We start from the raw sequence: 19,404 nt of genomic DNA, 5'->3' as shown, positions 1-19,404 counted from the left end.
GCTGTTGTGTCAGCCGAGTTGCGGGCTCGGGTCAGTTGCCTCCCTGATCGGGGGCCGGCGACTCGGGCGGTGCCGTGGCCCCGCCGTCCTCGGCGAGCGAGGGATCGGCGGCGATGGCATCGTCGATCGCCTTCTTGAGGCGGTCCTGAGCCTCACCATAGGCCTGGAAGTCCCCGGCCTTGAGAGCGGCGTCGGAGTCCTCCATCGCCTTGCGCGCTTCCTGCAGGGCTTCGTTGAGACCCTGGTCCGCGGGCTGACCGCCGCCGTCGCCACCGGAGGAACCGGACGTCCCGCCCCCGCCCTCGGTGCCGGCGTCACCGGCCTGGGCACCGGAGTCACCGCCGAACACCTGGTCGAGCGCCTCGTCGAGGGTCGGGGCGAACCCGATGTTCTCACCGAAGGCGACGAGCACGTGCTGGAGCAGCGGGTAGGACGTCTCACCGGCGGACCGGACGTAGACCGGCTGGACGTAGAGGAGTCCACCGCCGACGGGCAGCGTGAGCAGATTGCCGTTCTGCACCTCCGACTCACCCTGACGCAGCAAGTTGAGGCTGCGCTGGACATCGGGTGCGGTGTTGAAGTTGTTCTGCGCCTGACCGGGACCGGGCACAGTCGTGTTGCGCGGCAGCTGCAGAAGTCTGAGCTTGCCGTAGCTCTCCGAGATCTCCCCCTCAGTGGACCCTGCATCCGCATCCGCGGACAGGAAGCCGGTGAGGTTGTTGCGCGACTGCCCCTCGGAGGACTGCGCGGGGATGTAGGAGCTCGTCAGCGAGAACGACGGCGCGTCCTGGCCCGGCATCTGCAGGGTCATGTAGAACGGCGGCTGGGTCAGCCCGCTGTTCGCCCGCTTGGTCGGGTCGGTCGGCAGCGCCCAGAAGTCCTGACCGGTGTAGAACTCGCTGGCCGAGGTCACGTGGTACCGGGTGAGCAGCTCGCGCTGGACCTTGAAGAGGTCCTCCGGGTACCGCACATGGCTCATGAGATCACCGGACATCTCCGAGGCCGGCTTGATGAGGCCGGGGAAGATCTTCATCCACGTCTTGAGGACCGGATCGTTCTCATCCCACTGGTACATGTCGACCGAACCGTCGTAGGCGTCGACGGTGATCTTCACGGAGTTCCGGATGTAGTTGACCTCTTCGTCCGGCAGGGTCGCCACGGTGCCCGGCGCCGAGGCGGTCGTCGAATCCTCGGTCGCCTCCTGAAGCGGCTGCGGGGTCGAGTACGGGTAGTCCTTGGCCGTCGTGTAGCCGTCGAGGATCCACTTGATCTTCCCGTCGACGACGGCCGGGTAGGGATCCCCGTCGATCTTGAGGAACGGCGCGAGCTTCTCCACACGCGACCGCGGGTGGCGTTCGTAGAGGATCTGCGAATCGGAGTTGACCGCGTCGGAGAGGAGGATCTGCTCATCCTGGTACTTCAGGGCATAGGCCAGCCGGTTGAAGAGGTTGCCCACCGACGGTCCGCCGTCCCCTTGGAAGGTGTTGTTGACCTGACCGGAGCCGCTGTCCTCATCCGAGGGGTAGTCGAGTTCGCGCGGGGTCGAGCCCTCCGGGCCGCCGACGATCGAGTACTCGGGCGAGCTCTCGCCGAAGTAGACCCGCGGCTCGTATTCGGGGAAGTCACCGCGCGGCGGAATGTCGGACTCCATGAACGTCGGCTCGCCGTCGGGGTTGCGCTGGTTGCCGTTGGCGGCGACGACGCCGAAGCCGTGGGTGTAGACGATCGCCCGGTTGTACCAGCTCTGGTTGCTCACCGAGCTCGGATTGAGCTCGCGCACCGCGATGACGGTGTCGCGCATCTGCCCGTCGATGTTGTACCGGTCGACGTCGAGCTGCGTGGGGAACGAGTAGTACGGCCTGACCTGCTGCAGCTGGCGGAAGGTGTCCGAGACGAGGTTCGGGTCGAGCAGACGGATCGACGCCGCGGTCTCGGCGTCGGCGCGCAGGGCGCCCGCCTCGCCGCTCGTGCTCGGCTCGTACGGCGTCACCTCGATGTCGTTGAAGTCGAAGGCCTCACGGGTGGCGTCGATGTTGCGCTGGATGTACTCGGACTCGAGGCTCTGCTGCGAGGGGTTGACCTGGAACTGCTGCAGAAGCGCCGGGTAGGCGATGATCGACACGCCGCCGAGGACGAGGAGGGTGAGGGTGGCGATGATCGAGATCCGCCAGTTGCCCTTCCACGCGGTGTAGACGAAGAGGAGTGCGACGAGCACGGCGGCGATCGCGACGATCGCCATCGCCGGCAGCGCGGCACGGTCGTCGACATAGGTCGCACCCGGCACGATGCCGCCGGTGGCGGTCAGCCGGTCGTAGCGGCTCAGCCACAGACGTCCCGCCTGGACGAGGACGAGCAGGGCCACGGTGATGCCGATCTGCCACTGCGCGGTCTTCGTCAGGGTCACGCCCCGCTGCTCACCGGGGCGGATGCCGCCGAAGAGGTAGTGGGCGACGAGAGCAGCGATGAGCGAGAGGACGAGGGCCATGCCGAGCTGATCGCCGATGAGGCGCAGGCCGGGCAGAACGAAGACGTAAAAGGACTTGTCGATGCCGAACTGCGGATCGGACTCTCCGAACGACGTCGAGTTCAGCCATTCGAGGACGACGTTCCACTGCGCCGAGGCGGTGATGCCGGCGAGGATGCCGACGACGGCGGGGATCGCCAGGGTCGCGACCCGACGCAGGGGTTCGATGGCCTCACGGTAGCGGTCGAGGTTCTCCTGCCGCGGTGTCGTGGGGGCGTAGACGGGACGATTGCGGTAGGCCACGTGGAGGCTCAGCCACACCGGCACGGCCATGACGAGGAAGCCGGCGGCGAACGTGATGCCGCGGGTGAACCACATCGTGCGGAAGACCTCGGAGGCGCCGAGCTGACCGAACCACAGGACCTCGGTGTAGACCTGGGTGAACGCGATGAAGGCGACGAGGAGGATCGCCACCGACACCAGTGTCAGCAGCAGTGGCGACCGCCGTGATCCTGATCCGGGCATCTTCGCGGAGGAGGGTGAGGACGTGGTGCTCACTGCTGACCTTTCTCGTTGGTGGTGTCACCGGTCGTGCACGACTTCAGCTGGGACGTGTCTCCGGTGGCATAGCTTTCGACGGCGGAACGGGCGTCGTCGAGGGTGTCGATGCGGGCGACGGTGATCTTCGACTGATCGGCAGCCCCGATCACCTCGGCGCAGTTCTCGGCGGGTGAGAGGAAGAGCGTGGCGCCCTTCGCGGTGGCGGCCGCGACCTTCTGCCGGGCCCCGCCGATGGGGCCGACGGTGCCGGCGGGATCGATCTCGCCGGTGCCGGCGACGTGCTTGCCGCCGGTCATCGAGCCGGGGGTGAGCTCATCGACGATCGCCAGGGCGAACATCGTTCCGGCCGAGGGTCCGCCGATGCCCTCGACGTTGAAGGACACGTCGACGGGGAAGTCGAACTGCTGCCGCATCATGATGCCGATGGCCTTGCGGCCGTCGATGGTCGCCGGGTCGAGGCTGAGGTCGACCTCGGAGCCGTCGCGCTCGACGACGAGGTCGACGGTGTCGGAGTCCTGCACGGTCGAGCTCATCGTCGCCGGCGCCGCCGCGTCGTCCTCGAGGGACGTCCCGTTGACGGAGACGAGGCGGTCGCCCTTCTTGAGCTTGCCCTCGGCCGGCGATCCGGGAGTGACGTCGTCGACGAGGAGGTCGACGGTGTAGGGCATGTCAAGTTCGCCCATGGCCGCGGCGACGGCGACGTCCTGGCTCGACGTCATCTCCACCGTGTTCGCCTCGGTGACCTGTTCGCGCGTCGTGTCGAGCGGGTAGTACGCCTCGGTGGGCACGACGGTCTCCTGACCGTCGATGAGGGCGCCGAGGGCCTGGGTCGCGTACGTGTCGCGACCGGGTCCGCCGCTGACGGCCACGGTGAGCATGTCGATCTCACCGGTCGTCGGGTAGGTCTGAGCGCCGGAGACGCTGATCATGGGCTTGCCCTGGTAGTCGCCGAGGGTGTTGAACACCGGCCCGGGCAGCTGCAGCATATAGGGAATCGGAATGAGCACGGCCAGCGCGATGAGCAGGTAGGTCATGACCCCCGCCGAGGTGGCGAAACGGGGCGAGCGTCGACGGGATCGGCTCCGTGGGGCGGGTGCCTGGACAGGCACCGCTCGGGGGGCATTCTCTGACATGGATTCCTTTCGGTGCACCGCGTCATCAGTCTAGTTGAAAGGCGACGGGCGACTTCTCAGACTCCTTACGCCCGGTGCGAACACGCACCCCTTTCGCCGGGTGCGAACATGGAGCGAAACTTCGCGCGATTGGGAAGCTTCGCACATGTCCCGAGGTTAACGTGGTGATGACTACGATTCTCGAAGGCGCGTGAGACCATGAGCGACGACAAGTCCAACGACAACAGCAACGAGCAGAACCCGTTCGAGCAGATCTTCGGAATGCTCTTCGGTCAGGGCGGTCCCGGCAATCCGGGCGGTCCGGGCCAGGGCGCCTCCGGTCCGCAGGGCTTCAACATCGACCCGGCGATGATGGCGACGATCATGAGCCAGATGCAGGGTCTCTTCGGCCAGGGAGCCGACCCGAGTGCACAGGCGACGCAGATCGCGCTCCGCAGCGTGCCCTCGCCGGATCCCGCGGTCAGCGATGACGCCGCGCATGCCGCGACGGATGCGTTCCGCCTGTCCGAACTCTGGCTCGCCGAGGCGACGGACCTGTCCGTGGCCAACCGCGCGACCGCGACCCTGACCCGTGCCGATTGGGTCAAGCGCACGATGCCCGGGTGGCAGAAGTTCGTCCTCCCGATCAAGGAGAACATGTCGACGGCGCTCACCGACACCCTGCAGACGCAGGTGCCCGAGGAGATGAAGAGCATCCTCGCCGGTGCCTCGTCGATGTTCTCGACGATGAGCGATTCGATGTTCGCGATGCAGATCGGCCAGGCCGTCGGCGCGCTGTCGGAGAGCGTCCTCACCGGCACCGAGGTGGGACTGCCCCTCCTCCCCCACGATCAGGCCGTGCTCGTCGAGGCGAACATCGCCGCCTTCGCCGAGGAGATCGACGTCGACGTCTCCCAGGTCCGCATCTACCTCGCCGCCCAGGAGCTCGCCCACCTCGCCCTCTTCGAACGCGCCCCGTGGCTCGCCGCCCAGGTGGAGACCGCGCTGACGAGGTACGCGCAGGGCCTCAAGGTCGACACCTCGCAGATCGAGGAGATGGCCTCATCGATCGATCCGTCGAACATCTCGGATCTCAGCGACAACATCCGCCAGGGACTCTTCAACCCGCCGACGACCGATGAGCAGAAGCGGGCGCTGACGACGCTGGAGAACCTCCTCGCCGTCATCGCCGGCTGGGTCGACGTCGTCGTCTTCGCCGCGAGCGACAAGCTGCCGGCCCGCGAGCAGATCCGCGAAGCGCTGCGGAGGCGACGGGCGACGGCCGGACCGGCGGAGAAGACCTTCTCGACGCTCGTGGGCCTCGAGCTCAGCCCGCGTCGGCTCCGCGATGCCGCAGCGCTCTTCGCCTACCTCGAATCGCAGGGCGGCGCCGAGGCGCGCGACAACGTCTTCACCCACCCCGACCTGCTGCCGACGACCGAGGACCTCGACGATCCGCTCGGCTACAGCGAACGCCGTCAGGCCGAATGGGCGGGTGACTCGACGCTCGACGAGGCGCTCAGTCGCATCCTCGCCGAAGGCACAGACGGCGCGTCCGATGCGACTGCGCCGTCGGCCGGTGATGCCGACACGGGAGCGAGCACGGGCGCTGACCCGCAGGCGGCAGCCGGCACCGACTCCCCGGCAGACGGGGCGTCGACGTCCGAGGCGAAGAACGACACGTCCGCGACGCACCGGGAATCCGCCTCCGAGGCCGACGAGGGATCCGACACGGACTCCGAGGGTCCCGGGTCCGAGGCGACCGACGACACCGACCGCGACGAGAAGTGAATGATCGCGCTCTCCACGGCGCGTGACGAGGTCGCGCTCACCGCGCACACGAGTGGATTCGCCGAGGCGTTCGCCGGGCTCTTCGAGGCCCGCGGAGCCTCGGCGCTCGTGCGCGCGGGCACGAGCGAACACGTCACCGCGAGCTGTCTCGTCGTCGACCCCGACACCGAGACGGTCCTGCTCAACCATCACCGCCGGGCCGGCGCCTGGATGCAGTTCGGCGGCCATCTCGAATCCGGTGACGTCAGCCTGCGTGACGCCGCTCGTCGGGAGGCGACCGAGGAAAGCGGTCTCGACCGGTTCCGGTGGCTCTCCCCTGGCCCGCTCGAACTCCACGTCCACGATCTCGCCGGTGATTTCGGCACGTGCCGGCGGCACTTCGACGTCGTCTACGGTGCGGTCGCCTCCGCCGCGCAGAACCCGGCCGTCTCCGATGAGTCACTCGACGTCGCCTGGTTTCCCATCGACGAGCTGCCCGCCGCCCTCATGCCCGACCTCGTCACCCGGCTGCCGCAGCTCTACCGCGCCGCCGTCGCCGCCCACGCCGCCGATCCCTGCTGAGCCCTCACCGGCCGCGGCTGAACCGCTCCCCTGCGCTGAAGCCGTCGAGGTAGAGCTTCGCCTCGGCCTGACGCGGATGCCGGTCGGCGAGAGCATGGAACTCCTTCGAATGCGGGCCGATCTGCAGGTGGGCGAGCTCGTGGACGATGACGGTCTCGAGGACCCAGCGCGGCACGGACTGCAGGCGGTGGGAGATCCGGATGTCCCCCGATGACGTCGTCGTCGAGGCCCAGCGGCTGAGGTTCTGGTTCGTCACCCACCTGATCGAGGCAGGGCGCAGTCGTCCGGCGAAGTACCGACGACTGAGCTCCTCGGCGATCTCCGCGAGGTCGGCGGCCGAGGAATGGTCCTTCGCCGCCAGCCGATTGAAGAGATCGGTGAGGGAGGCGATGTTCGACTCGACGCTGTAGCGCGTCGGCGCGCTGAGCACGTACGTGTCGATCTCCTTCGACACCGCGATCGTCTTCTTCCGTCGCGCCGAACGGCGCACCACGATCTCTCCGCGGGCGATCGCCCGCAGCACGCCGTCTTCCGTCCACCGCTCCCGCTCAGTCATCCCACCATGATAGGAAACGCCGCCGACACGAGATTACTTGTGAGTTTCCTGAGTATCGCTTCTCGGGTCGTTCAGGCGTTCGTCCACAGACGCCGACACCACCCGATCGTCACCCGAATCTCAAGTGACCTACGCATTCATCGCCTCCTCGGCACATCGGCCTCGGCGCCGGGTCCGCACCTCCTCCACAGGCAGGCGACACCTGTCCACACGTTATCCACAGGATGGCGCCCGAGTGCGGCTCGGAGCGCCATTGACGGGGCCGCGAATGGGGAATAGGTTCTATGTTTGACCCCGGAAAACCCGGAGATGCGTGCGGAAGGGGAAGCCGCACGAGTCACCGCGAGCGCCTGGGGCACTATGCGGTTGAGGGCATGTCGGACAGCGTTTTCGGCCTGTCCTCAACCGTTTTTCCACAAGGTTTTCCACAGATCTGCGCACACCGTGGCGCGGCCTGCCTCCATTCACTAGTCTGGGTCTCCCGACACGGAGGCGAGGTGGATGATGCTGCGGATCTGTCCCAGCGTTCCGATCACATGGCGGAGCCCCGCGTGCCTGCAGTTCGGCGTCGAGGACCCGGTGCTCATCGACGGCCTCCTCCCCGCCGACGCTTCCCTCATCGACGACCTGCGGATGGGTCTGGGATCGGGTCAGTTCCACATCCGGGCCCAGGACCTCGGCATCGACCTCGCTCGGGCGACGTCACTGCTCACCCTTCTCGACGAGGCGGGGGTGCTCATCCCCGAGGACTCCGATGCCGATGCCGTGCGGCGCGGCGCGACTCTCCTCGCGACCGCACGCCTCTTCGGCCGCTCCCCCGATCAGGCCGCCGCGACGCTGGCAGCCCGACCGGTCGGCGTCGTCGGACCGCTGCGCGTCGCAGTCGTCCAGCAGCTGTCCCGCGCGGGATTCGCGGTCACTCCCGCAGCCCGCATCGACGAGCTCGACCTCGCCGCCGATCCGATCGTCGTGACGACCTCGCATCTCGTTCCCGATCTCCACACCGCGACGTGGCTCGTCGATCGGGAGGTCGACCACTGCCAGATCGTGGCCGGCGAGTTTTCCGTCGAGGTCACCGGACTCGTCCGTCCCGGCGCAACCCCGTGCACCGTCTGTGCGTGCCTGATGCTCCGCGACGCCGATGAGGGGTGGTTCGACCAGTACCCGCGCATCCGCGCGCTCACCGACCGCGATGACCTCGCCGATCCGCTCACACCCGCGCTCAGTGCCGCCCACCTCGTCCTCGTGCTCCGGGCCGCCCTCCTCACGGAGGCGGAGCCGGTGCACCGCCGGGTCGATCTGCGCTCCGGTGCCGTCGACGATGGTGCCCTCGCCTACCACCCGCAGTGCCACTGCCGTGTCCCTGCACCCGGGCTGAGCCTAATCGACGAGGAGGCGCAATAGGCTCTCACCGTAGAGTTCGAGCTTCGTGGCCCCGACGCCGGGCATCCGCGCCAGACCGGGGAGGTCCCGCGGGTGGAGTTCGGCGATCGCTGACAGCGACGCATCGGTGAGCACGAGATACGGCGGCAGCCCCTGTTCGAGTCCGACGCGCGCCCGCCAGCGGCGCAGGGCGTCGAGCAGCTCGAGGTCGACCTCGGCGGGGCAGCTCGCGCAGCGCCCCAGGGCCCGCTCCACCTGGGAGACGAGGACTTTCCCGCACGTTCGGCATCGGTTCGTCCGCACCGTGGTCGCCGGTCGCCGGTGCTCCCCCGGCGCCTCCTCGAGCCGACCGAGCTCGCCGAGGAAGCGTGAGGGCTGCCGCGGCTTCTGCTTCGACTCGTGGCGCGCCAGCGACCAGCTCAGCGACAGGTCGCGACCGGCGCGGGTGAGAGCGACGTAGAAGAGCCGGCGCTCCTCGGCGATCGCCCGCGGGGTCTGCGCATAGCTGATGGGCATGAGCCCCTCACTCAGACCCACGAGGTGGACGCTGTCCCATTCGAGGCCCTTGGCCGCGTGGAACGATGCGAGTGTGACCCCCTCGATGTCGGGCGCGAACTGGTGTTCGGCGCGATCGGCGAGGTCGGCGAGGAAGTCCTCGAGCGGCACCGGCAGCGCACTGCCGGCCTGATGGGTCTCGGCGAGGTCGACGATCGCCTTGAGCGACTCCCACCGCTGACGGCTGGCTCCGGCCGGCGGCGGAGTCCGCGTGTAACCGGCGGAGACGAGCACCTCGGCGACGATCTCCGGCAGCGGTCGCGCTCCCGCGGCGGCGCGCGCCGCCCGGAGCATGAGGATGGACTCCTTGACCTCCTTGCGCGCGAAAAAGCGCTCCCCGCCGCGCAGGACGTAGGGGATCCCGGCCGCCGTCAGCGCCTGCTCGTAGGCGGGGCTCTGTCCGTTCGTGCGGAAGAGGACGGCGATGTCGCGGGGACGGCGACCGGCCCTGACCTCGGCGGCGATGGCCCGTGCGACACCGAGCGATTCGGCGTCGTCGGTCGGGTATTCGGTCATCCGCGGCTGCGTGCCCTCGGCATTGTCCGTGCGCAGCGTCAGTGCGGTGCGCGAGGTGTGGCGGAGCAGACTGTTCGCGGTCGCGACGATCGCCTTCGTCGACCGGTAGTTGCGTACGAGCCGGATCGTCTCCGGTGCCGACAGCTGCGACGGCAGGGCCTCGAGCAGGGACGCGTCGGCCCCGGCGAACGAGTAGATCGTCTGCGCGGGATCGCCGACGACGCAGAGGTTGTCGCGCGGCCCCAGCCACCGGGAGAGCAGATCGAACTGGAGCGGGGAGACGTCCTGGAACTCGTCGACGACGAAGTGCCGGTACTGCTCGCGGACTTCGGCGGCGATCGCCGGATACTCCGCGAGGACGCCGGTGAGGACGAGGAGGACGTCGTCGAAGTCGAGGAGGCGGCCGCGGGTCTTCGCCTCCGAGTACGCTTCGGCGATGCGGACCATGTCCTCGACGCTGAGATCACCGGGCAGGTCTCTGGCCTGGGCTTTCGTCGCGTAGTCGGCGACGCCGAGGAGGGAGGCGGCCGCGAATTCGATCTCCGCGGCGACGTCGCGGGCGAGTTCGCGGCTGACCTCGTGGCCGAGCTCCTGCATGACCGAGCCGAGGACCCCCGCCTTGTTCTCGATGATCCGCGGGAAGTCGCCGGTGGCGAAGCGGTCCCAGAAGAACCGGAGCTGGCGCAGGGCAGCGGAGTGGAAGGTGCGGGCCTGGACGGCCGGCACGCCGAGCGAGCGCAGGCGGGCACGCATCTCCCCGGCGGCCTTCGCGGTGAAGGTGAGGGCGAGGACATGATTGGCCGGGAACACTTCGGTGGCGATCCCGTAGGCGATCCGGTGGGTCATCGCCCGGGTCTTGCCGGTGCCGGCGCCGGCGAGCACGATGACCGGGGAGGAGAAGTGGGTGGCGACGGCCCGCTGCTCGTCGTCGAGGGCGGCGAGGAGGTCGGCGGCGCGAGCGTTCACCGACTCTCCAGCCACGACCACAGGAGCTGGCCGGCGATCGAGACGGTGCCGGGGGTGCCCACGCGTCCGGCGGCGATGTCCGCGCTCAGCTCCTCCCTTGTGAACCACTTGAGCGAGGTGATCTCGGCTTCGTCGGCGGTGACGTCCAGCGACACCGCCTCGGCGGAGAAGCCGAGCATGAGGGAGCAGGGGAACGGCCACGGCTGCGAGCCGAGGTAGCGGGGGTTGACGACGGTGACATGCGCCTCCTCCCAGACCTCGCGGATCACTGCGTTCTCCAGCGTCTCTCCGGGTTCGACGAAGCCGGCGAGCAGCGAGTAGCGGTCGGCGGGCCATGCGGCGTTGTTGCCGAGGAGGACGCGTTCGACACCGTCGGAATCGGTGTGGACGATGACGACGATGATCGCGGGGTCGGTGCGGGGGAAGTGCTCGCTGCCGGTCTCCGGATCGCGGCGGACCCATCCGCCGTGGACCACCTCGGTGGGGGTGCCCGTGCGCGGGGAGTGGGTGTGTGCGCGATGCCAGTTGCTCAGCGCCACGAGTTCGCAGGCCAGGGACACGTCGACGTCGTCGAGGGCGTCGGCGAGTTCGCGCAGCGGCAGCCACACGGGTTCGGCGCTGTCGATGCCGGAGCCGGGGGCGGTGAGGCGATCGGTGGCATCGCGATCGCGCGCGGTCGCCAGGGCGGTGTCGAGGACGCTGCGCCCCTCGTCGGTGAGCCCGATGCCGATGTAGCGCTGGTCCGCGGCATCCCGGCCGAGGTAGATCTCCGTCTGACCGTTCGGCACGAGGTCGCGGGCGGCGCGGAACAGGCCGCCGCCGGCCACGAGCAGGGACCCGCGATGCTCGAACACCGCGGCCGGCCCGCCGGCCCACACCTCGGTGAGATCCCCGTCCGCCCCGCGGGTGAGATGATCGCGGTCGATGCCGTTCCTGGCCAGGCTGACGGGCGTGATCATGGGCAGCGGTTCCATGGATTCCACGATAGCTCAGGGGTCTGACGCGGCGGACACGCGTACGGGTCCAATCCCCGGCCTGAGCGGGGCGCAGACGGTAGATTGGGAAGGGTGGATACGAAGGCGCTCAAGTTGGCAGCGGTCGCGGCGACGATGCTCGACGACTTCTCCCCGACGACATGGACACCGCTGCCCTCCCTCGATGCAGGAGTGAGGATTCTCATCGGCGACGGTGAGACCGAGTACGTGGCGACGGCGCACACCCGTGTCGACCGGTCCGCTGACACCGGATCGATCGCCGAGGCGGCCCGGATCTACGATCTCGCCTACCCGCACGCCGATTTCACGTGGCCGCATCTGCGGGCGATCACCGAGGTCGATCCTGCGCTCTTCGCGACTGAGAAGGCGGTCACCGTCACCCTCGCTGATCCGCTTCCCGGCGCCCCGGTCGGAGACGAGCCGATCGCCGATATCGCACGGGCGAGTTCGCTCGCGCAGACGCTGGCGACGCTGCACTCGGCCGCCCCGGAGCCGATCTCCGATGCCGGGTTCCCCGTCGAGGAGCCCTCCCGCTTCCAGTTCCAGATCCTCGACCGCCTCGATCAGGCCGCGGCCACCGGGCGGGTGCCGTCGACTCTCCTCCAGCATTGGGAGGAGGAGTTCGAGAAGGTCGCGCTCTGGCACTTCCTCGCCACGCCCATCCACGGCGCCATCGACGAAGCGAGTGTCTACACCGATGAGGAGCGGGTGCTCGCTCTCTCGGAGATCGGTCGGATCCGGGTCTCGGATCCTGCGATCGACCTGGCCGCCGCCTCGGCGCTCATCGATCCGGCCGCGGTGCCGACGTTCTTCACCGAGTACCGCAGCTCACGGCCCCGTGCCGATGACCACATCGTCACCCGAGCCGAACTCCTCGCCGAGTTCGCCGTCCTCGACTGGCTCCTCGAAGCGGTCGACTCCGGCGACGAGGAGGCGATCCAGGACGCCGCGGACCTCCTCACGTCCTTCGACCAGGTGCTTCTGCACCCTGACGGCTCCGATGTGCCGACGGCGCCGGTGTCGTCGGACGATGTGGCCGAGGGGTCGCATGCCGCGCCGTCACCGGGCTCCGGCCCGGGCAGGTCGGTCGACGGTGAGCCTCTCGCGGCGAGCAGTCGACGTCCGTCGACGCGCGCGCCCGAGTCCGCGGGCCAGTCTGCGGACTCGGACGACGCCGACGACGCCGACGCGGACGACGCTGGCGCGGCATCGAAGACCCGGACGACAGAGCGGCCCGGGGACGCAGCGGAGACCCGCAGCACTGAGCGGTCGAGCAGCTCCGAGCGGAGCTGATCCCGCGTACTCGAGCGCGCTCAGGGCTGACCCGCGCGCACTCGTGTGCGCTCAGGTTCGAACGCGCTCAGACTCGTGCGCGCTCGCTTGTCCTCCGGTGCTCCCGTATCAAGCCGTGTCCGTCCGCTCGCTCGCGCTCAGTCGTGGGCAGCCAGCCATGCGATCACCTCATCCTCCTCGGGCAGGTCGGAGAAGCTGACGACATCGTCGCTGCCGACGAAGTAGAACGTCCCGGTCACCTCGGTGACTTCAGGGTGGACCCGCTGGACGGCGAACCGGTAGAGCGCCAGCTGCCACTTCATCACCTCGAGCGTCTCTGCGTTCGGCTTCTTCGACGTCTTCCAGTCGACGACCTCGGCGTGGTCACCGGTGATGAACACGGCGTCGATCTTCCCGGGCACCCGGAACCGACCGAGGACGAGTTCGAAGGACATCTCGATCTCCGCCGCCTGCCGACGGGCGAAGTCCGAGGCGAGGAACGTCTCCTGCAAGCGCGTGAGCTGCGCCGTGTCGGCCGGCCGCACCGTCTCAAGCTCATCGATGTCGATGCTCGCCTGTCCGAAGTGCCGCTCGACCCAGGCATGGAAGCTCGTGCCGATCTCCGCCGCCCGGCTCGGGGGTTCGGGCACGGGACGCAGCGTCTGCGTGCGGAACTCCTCCGGATCCCGCCGCCATGACACGATGTCCGTCGTCGACAGACGGTCGGGCAGTCGTCCGTCCGCGGCCGGCTCCTGGGCACGGAGTATGGCCTGGGCGCGCCTGGCCAGGACGGCCACCGGGGAGTCTCCGCGCGCGAGGGTCTCCAGGTCGACGTCACCGGCGGCCTCCACCCAGCGCCCGGCGCGTTCGGCGAGGGCGACCCGTTCGGTGCGCGGCACCGGCCACACCGTCGTCTCGATCCGGTCCGCCGCGGACTCCTCCGCCGGGTCGGGGATCTCCGGGTCCAGCCCTGCGGCCTCGGCGGCCTCACGGAGGAACGGGGAGAGCTCGTCGGGGGTCGACCGGGATCCCATGAGCTCGGCGCCGAGCCAGAGATGATGCTTGGCACGGGTGAACGCGACGTAGGCGAGCCGCCGCTCCTCCTGCTCGTGCGCGTCGGCCACGGCCGGTTTGATGAACTCGCTGACCCATTCGTCGAGTTCCTTCTTCGTCTCGAACTCGGCGCTGCGCAGGTCGTAGTCGACGAGGTGCCGGCGATCGCCGCGCAGCGGATAGGGCAGGGCGGTGCGTCCCATCCACCCCTCCTTGTCCCGGGGCTCGGTCGGAAAGTCCTTGACGACGAGCGAGGGCACGGCGACGGCGTCGAACTCGAGGCCTTTCGAAGCGTGGACGGTCATGACGTTGATCGCTCCCGGCGCCACGGTCGGCTCGGCGGCGCTCAGCGCATCCTTGACCTCCATGAGCGAGAGCCATTCGAGGAAGCCGGGCACACTCGGTCGCTCGGCGGTCGCCGAGTACTGGGCGGCGGCGGAGAGGAACCCGTCGATCGCCTGGCGATGGACTCGGCGCAGAGCGTCGCCGAGCGCCCAGATGTCGGAGTCGATGCCCGTCTCCGTCAGCGCAGTGCGCACCACCGAGGTGAGTGTGCCGGTACCCGCCCGCACCGCGCGCAGGGCCCGGGCGAAGCGAACGAGACGTTCGCGGGCGGTGTCGCTGAGTTCGGTGGCCCGCGTCGCGGGAGTGTCGATGAGCTCGTCGAGGCCCTCGACGATCGTCGGCACATCGATGGCTTCGGCGAGCAGCTCTCCCCCGGCGCCTGCGGCCTGCTCCCTCGCTGCGGTCTCCCGACCCTTCGCCTGGCGTCGGGTGAAGGTCGAGAGCGCGGCGATGTCGGTCGCGCCGAGGCCGAGCAGCCGCCCGCTGAGCAGCCGCATGAGCTCATCCCCGGCCATCGGATCGACCGCGGCACTGAGCACGGCCCGCAGGTCGGCGACGTACGGGTCGCTGAGCAGACCGGAGGATCCATGGACGTGGACGGCGAAGCCCGCGGTCTCGAGCGCGGCGGTGACTGCGGCGAAGTGAGCGCGCTTGCGGCACAGCACCGCAGTCGAGGCACCTTCCGGCAGTCCGGCCGCCCATTCGGTGAGCGAGCGGAGTCCCACAGTGAGGAACGACTCGTCGTGCGCGCCGGAGGAGACGTCGACGACGACATCGCCGACACCGGCGTCGGGGCGGGTCGTCAGGGGCGTCTCCCGACTGCCGGTGAGCCCGTCGGCGACCCGGTTAGCGACGTCGAGGATCGTCCGATCGTTGCGCCAGCTCGTGCTCAGGGTCAGCGACTCGACGTCGGTGAAGTCCGCGTCGAAGCGGATCATGTTGTCAGCACTGGCTCCGCGCCACCCGTAGATCGCCTGCCGGGGATCGCCGACGGCGGTCACCGCCGTCGACGAGAACAGGGTGGAGAGCAGCGTGAGCTGCGCGACGGAGGTGTCCTGGAACTCGTCGAGGAGGACGATCCTCCACCTCGCCTGCTCCGCCGCCAGGGCCTGCGGCACCTCGTCGACGATGCGCTGGGCGAACCGCACCTGATCGGAGAAGTCCATGGCGAGGTGGCGGCGCTTCGCGCTCATGTACTCCCCGGCCAGGGCCGCCGTGCGGATCTTCTCTTCGAGCTTCCGGCGTCGACCGCTCGGGTCGACGGGTTTGCCCTTGCTCGACACGAGGGCCCCCAGGCACGCCTCAAGGTAGTCGGTCACCTCGGCGACATCACGGCCGTGGTCGTTCATCGCACCGGCGAACGCGATGATGTCGGCGATCATCGTGTCCCTCGCGTAGCTGCCGGGCACCGCGTCGGCGGACGCGGCATCGATGACCTCGGCGGCGATCGCGTGGGCACCCGCCTCGTCGAGGAGCACCGTCTCGGGTTCGATGCCGATGCTCGCGCCGTGCTCGCCGACGATCGCCGCCGCATACGAGTTGTACGTCGACACCGTCGGATAGTCGAGTCCGGGCAGACCGAGGTCGCTGCCCTCGCCGAGGTTGTGCCGCAGGCGCGAGAGCAGCACCCGGATGCGGCTGCCGAGTTCCCCCACGGCCTTGCGGGTGAAGGTCAGGCCGAGGATCTCCTCGGGGGCGACGTGCCCATTGGCGACGAGCCAGACGACGCGTTGGGAGATGACGGTGGTCTTGCCCGATCCGGCACCGGCGGTGACCTTCATCGTCTGGCCGGGGTCGGCTTCGATGATGCGCTGCTGTTCGGGGCTCGGACCGAACGCCCGCGTCGGATCGGCGGCGGTGAGCCGAGCGAGGTCGTCGGCGCTGAATCTCATCAGGAATCCTCCAGCATGTGGGGGCCGATCGCCGGGCACGACGATCGCACGGGACAGCTCAGGCACTTCGGCGGGTCGACGCGGGCCGGGAAGTCCGCGGAGCGCATCCTCGTCGAGACCTCGCCGATGAGCTCGCGCGCCCACTCCGGGTCCTCGTCGGCACTCACCGCACCCTGCAGGCGCTTCGTCGACTTCGTCCGGCGGAGGAAGACGAGTTCGGCACCGACGGCGTCGACGTCGACGACCCTGCCGTCGGGCAGTGTCAGCGTCCCGGTGTCGACGGCCTCCTGGTAGACGCCCAGCTGGGCGTGCCGGGGCATGTCGGCGCCGGCGGGAACGGTGCGCCCTGTCTTGAAGTCGACGATGCGCACCCCGTCGGCTGTCGATTCGACCCGGTCGAGGCGACCCGTGATCGTCCATTCCTGCCCGAGGTCGTCGACGCCGGTGGCATGGACCTGGGCTTCGACGCCGAGCACCTCCCCGGGAGCGTCCGCGATGTACTCGCCGAGGCGGTCGACCATGGCCATCGCCGCCGTGTGCTCCCGCTCGCGCTCCCAGTCGGTGGCGAACTCGAGGGTCGCGAACTCACGTTCGACGTACTCCCTGATCGTCGAGGTCGGGCCGGTGGGATGGTGCTCGGCGGCGGCGTGGAGGATCGTGCCGATGCTCTGTGCGGTCGTCCCTCCCCGGTCGCCGCCGTGGCGGGTGAGGAACCAGCGCAGCGAGCAGTCCGAGAACGTCTCGACCTGCGACGGGGAGATGGTGACGTCGTCGTCGGCCGTGAACAGCGGTGTCGTCGAGGTGACGTCCTCGGCCTCCCGCCACTGTCCGGGTGCGCGCGACCCGGGGACCGCGGCGGTCAGCGCCGCCGACAGTGCCGCCCAGTCCGCGGCCGCCGCCGGCTCGTCGCCCTCACCTGCGGCGTCGCGGGCGGCCTCGAGGAGCTGGGAGCGGGCCAGCGCGGCGATCTCCGCGAGGTCGAGGGGCGGCAGCTCGTCCTCGTCGGTGAGGGTGTATCCGTCGGTCGAGGCGGTTCCGCGTGCCGTGGCTGCGGCGATGACGTCGAAGAACGCCGAGGGCGCGGACTCGGAGTCCGAGAGCGCGGTGACGATGATCCGGTCCCGGCCCCGTGTCAGGGCGGTGTAGAAGAGCTCGGCTTCCTCCCGGAGGTTCGTGCGCTTGGCGTGCGCGTGGTAGCCGGGGTCCGCGGTGACGGGGCCGTCGCCGGCGAGGAGCGCGGTGAGATCACCGAGTCCGAGGATGCCGCCGCGCAGCTTCGGGTTGGGCCATACCCCCTCGTTGACGTCGGTGATGATGACGCACGGCACCCGGAGGTGGGCGAGCGAGGCCGGGGTGCCGACCTGGACGTGGTCGGCGAACCCGGAGGAGCGGGCGAGCGAGTCCTGGGCGATGTCCTGCTCGGCGACGATGCCGGCGAACGAGCGGGCGGTGAACCCGCCTCGGTCGGTGATCTTCTCCGCCAGGGTGAACAGGCGCAGCACGGAGTCGAGGTGGGCTCCGGCGATCCCATCGGGGTCCCGCAGCGCCTCGGCCTGCCAGCGTTCGGCGACGCCGGCGGCCTCCCAGATCGCCCAGAGCGCGGTGTGCGGGTCCGCATCGACGTGGTCGGCGGCGGCACGGAGCATTCGGGCCAGCGTCGACAGCCCTGGGATCGGTGAGTCCGCCGGAGCGTCGCGGAGGGCGAGGGCGAGCGACGCCGTGCTGTCCGCGGCCGGGTAGGCGCTGCGGACGAGGCGGCGGAAGCGGCGCAGCTGCACGGCGTCGAGGCGGATGTAGACGCTGCCGGCCAGGGACAGTGCGACCCGGGTGAGGGTGTCGTCGTCGGCCAGGCCGGGCGCATGGGTGAGCAGGTCGAGCAGGGGCGCGGTCGCCGGGTCGACGTTGAGGGGCTGGACGATCGTCGCCGTCGGCGTGCCCGCCGCGCGGAGTTCGCCCGCGGTCACCCGTGCCGTCGAGGCGTTGCGGCAGATGACGGCCACGTCGGAGTGGGAGTGCCCGGCGGCGACGTACTCGGCGATGCGTCGGGCGAGGTAGCGGTGAGCCGACGCGGCGCCGGCGAAGACGTGGGTCTCGACGGCATCGTTCGCCGTGAGCTCCGACCCGCCGGGGGCAGCCGTTTCCTCACGCGGCGGCGAGTGAGTCGACGCTCCAGGCGCGGACGGCGATTCGGGCACCTCCGGTTCGCCCGCCGCGGACTCCCCGACCGTGTCCTGGCCCACCGCACCCTCTGCGCCGTCTGCGGCGGGCGTGAGCGGGCGCGGCATGTGCCCGAGTCCCCACCGGGTGGTGATCCGCGCGCCGAAGCCGTCGGTGACGGCCGCGAGCTCGGCATCGGCGTCGACGACACGGTCGAGGACGACAGTGGCGAACCGGGGATCCGAGGCCGCCCGGTCGAGGACGGAGGCGTCGGCCCCGTGGAAGCGGCCCGTCACCGTCTCCGGGGCGCCGAAGAGCGCGAGCGCTGCCCCGCGCTCGCGCAGCTGCTCGAGCACGCCCCAGCTGGCGGAGGGGAAGTCCTGGACCCCGTCGGCGAGGACGACGGAGGGAACCCGATCGGGAGAGAACGACCACGGCCGCCCGGCGGTCACCTCGGCGGGTTCACGGAGGATCTCGAAGGCTGCGCGGGCGAGCACCGTCGCCGCATCGATGCCACCGTAGCCGGGCATGCTCATGATCCCGAGGTACTCCTCGAGCACCGCCGCGACCGCCTCCCACCGCGGGTCGGGGTGGGTCGCGAGGACCCGCGCCAGGGCACTGCGGCCGGCATCGAAGACGTACTCGCCGTGTACGTCGGCGGGCGGCAGACGGACCCCGAAGTCGAACTCCATCACCCGGTTGAGGACGTCGCGGATCTCCGTGCGGAACGCCGAGGTGGCGCGCACCTCGGCAGTGATGTCGGATGGCCAGGTCGGGGTGCGTCCGTGACCGGCTTCGTGGCCGGCGAGGAGATCGGCGAGGAAGACGTCCTGGTCGGCGCCCGAGACGAACTCGAGCTCCTCCCCGGTGCGGGTGGCGTGGGCGGCGCGGGCGATGCCGTAGGCGAAGGACGAGATGCTGCGGGCCGGAGCGGCCCGGAGGATCGCCTCGGCGGGGACGGGAAGCGTGTTGCGCAGGACGTCGGCATGGTCGCGGTTGGGGGTGAGGACGAGGATCGAGGAGGGATCGACGGACTCGACGAGGCGGCCGTAGACCGCCTCGAGCAGCGTCGTCTTCCCCGTCCCCGGCCGCCCGATGACGGCAGCGGATTCGCGGTTGAGCAACGCCGCGGACAGCGTCGCCGAGTGATCGGGTGCCAGGTCATCCATACCCGTATTCCATCATGTGCCACAGACACGGTGTTCGCTCCCGGGTCACGGGGCGG

General features: G+C 69.7%; 11 protein-coding genes. 4 read left to right on the top strand and 7 right to left on the bottom strand.

Annotation, left to right across the window (positions count from 1 at the left end):
- Positions 1-31 precede the first annotated feature (31 nt).
- Both FJ887_RS06145 and FJ887_RS06140 read right to left on the bottom strand, forming a co-directional pair.
- Positions 32-3,022 (bottom strand): UPF0182 family membrane protein, encoded by a 2,991-nt coding sequence (locus FJ887_RS06145; RefSeq protein ID WP_140955171.1) that lies wholly within the window; start codon positions 3,020-3,022, stop codon positions 32-34.
- Entirely contained in the window at positions 3,019-4,059 is a 1,041-nt protein-coding gene (locus FJ887_RS06140; protein ID WP_250786173.1) for a YlbL family protein, read from the bottom strand. Before FJ887_RS06140 ends, FJ887_RS06145 begins: the two co-directional genes overlap by 4 nt.
- Before the next feature lie 297 nt (positions 4,060-4,356).
- Here FJ887_RS06140 and FJ887_RS06135 point away from each other — a divergent pair, with 297 nt between their 5' ends.
- Together FJ887_RS06135 and FJ887_RS06130 are read left to right on the top strand one after the other, a co-directional pair.
- Positions 4,357-5,928, top strand: a complete 1,572-nt coding sequence (locus tag FJ887_RS06135) for a zinc-dependent metalloprotease (protein ID WP_140955175.1) — start codon at positions 4,357-4,359, stop codon at positions 5,926-5,928.
- A complete protein-coding gene (locus FJ887_RS06130) occupies positions 5,929-6,489 on the top strand; it encodes an NUDIX hydrolase (RefSeq protein ID WP_140955177.1) in 561 nt (186 codons plus the stop codon).
- A 4-nt stretch (positions 6,490-6,493) separates the two neighbouring features.
- Here FJ887_RS06130 and FJ887_RS06125 read toward each other — a convergent pair whose 3' ends face one another.
- Positions 6,494-7,045 carry a M48 metallopeptidase family protein gene (locus tag FJ887_RS06125; RefSeq protein WP_137825971.1) on the bottom strand — a complete coding sequence of 184 codons (552 nt, stop codon included), beginning with the start codon at positions 7,043-7,045 and terminating at the stop codon, positions 6,494-6,496.
- Positions 7,046-7,546: 501 nt separating this feature from the next.
- Between FJ887_RS06125 and FJ887_RS06120 the strand changes: the two genes are divergently transcribed.
- Positions 7,547-8,449 (top strand): hypothetical protein, encoded by a 903-nt coding sequence (locus tag FJ887_RS06120; protein WP_250786172.1) that lies wholly within the window; start codon positions 7,547-7,549, stop codon positions 8,447-8,449.
- On the opposite strand, the gene FJ887_RS06115 is transcribed toward FJ887_RS06120, so the two are convergent.
- Both FJ887_RS06115 and nudC read right to left on the bottom strand, forming a co-directional pair.
- A complete protein-coding gene (locus tag FJ887_RS06115) occupies positions 8,426-10,465 on the bottom strand; it encodes an ATP-dependent DNA helicase UvrD2 (protein ID WP_140955179.1) in 2,040 nt (679 codons plus the stop codon). The two genes, FJ887_RS06120 and FJ887_RS06115, sit on opposite strands and share 24 nt — an antisense overlap.
- Complete coding sequence (gene nudC / locus FJ887_RS06110) at positions 10,462-11,439, bottom strand: NAD(+) diphosphatase (protein ID WP_140955181.1); 978 nt, start codon at positions 11,437-11,439, stop codon at positions 10,462-10,464. Before nudC ends, FJ887_RS06115 begins: the two co-directional genes overlap by 4 nt.
- 93 nt (positions 11,440-11,532) lie before the next feature.
- Here nudC and FJ887_RS06105 point away from each other — a divergent pair, with 93 nt between their 5' ends.
- Positions 11,533-12,753 (top strand): aminoglycoside phosphotransferase, encoded by a 1,221-nt coding sequence (locus FJ887_RS06105; protein ID WP_250786171.1) that lies wholly within the window; start codon positions 11,533-11,535, stop codon positions 12,751-12,753.
- Between the two features lie 137 nt (positions 12,754-12,890).
- Here FJ887_RS06105 and FJ887_RS06100 read toward each other — a convergent pair whose 3' ends face one another.
- A complete protein-coding gene (locus FJ887_RS06100) occupies positions 12,891-16,022 on the bottom strand; it encodes an ATP-dependent helicase (RefSeq protein ID WP_140955183.1) in 3,132 nt (1,043 codons plus the stop codon).
- Positions 16,022-19,348, bottom strand: a complete 3,327-nt coding sequence (locus tag FJ887_RS06095; RefSeq protein ID WP_140955185.1) for a UrvD/REP family ATP-dependent DNA helicase — start codon at positions 19,346-19,348, stop codon at positions 16,022-16,024. The genes FJ887_RS06100 and FJ887_RS06095 overlap by 1 nt, the downstream gene beginning before the upstream one ends.
- Positions 19,349-19,404: the final 56 nt, after the last annotated feature.

This window comes from Brevibacterium sp. XM4083 (assembly GCF_006489205.2).
GTDB lineage: Bacteria > Actinomycetota > Actinomycetes > Actinomycetales > Brevibacteriaceae > Brevibacterium.
This window is presented reverse-complemented; position numbering and strand designations above follow the sequence as displayed.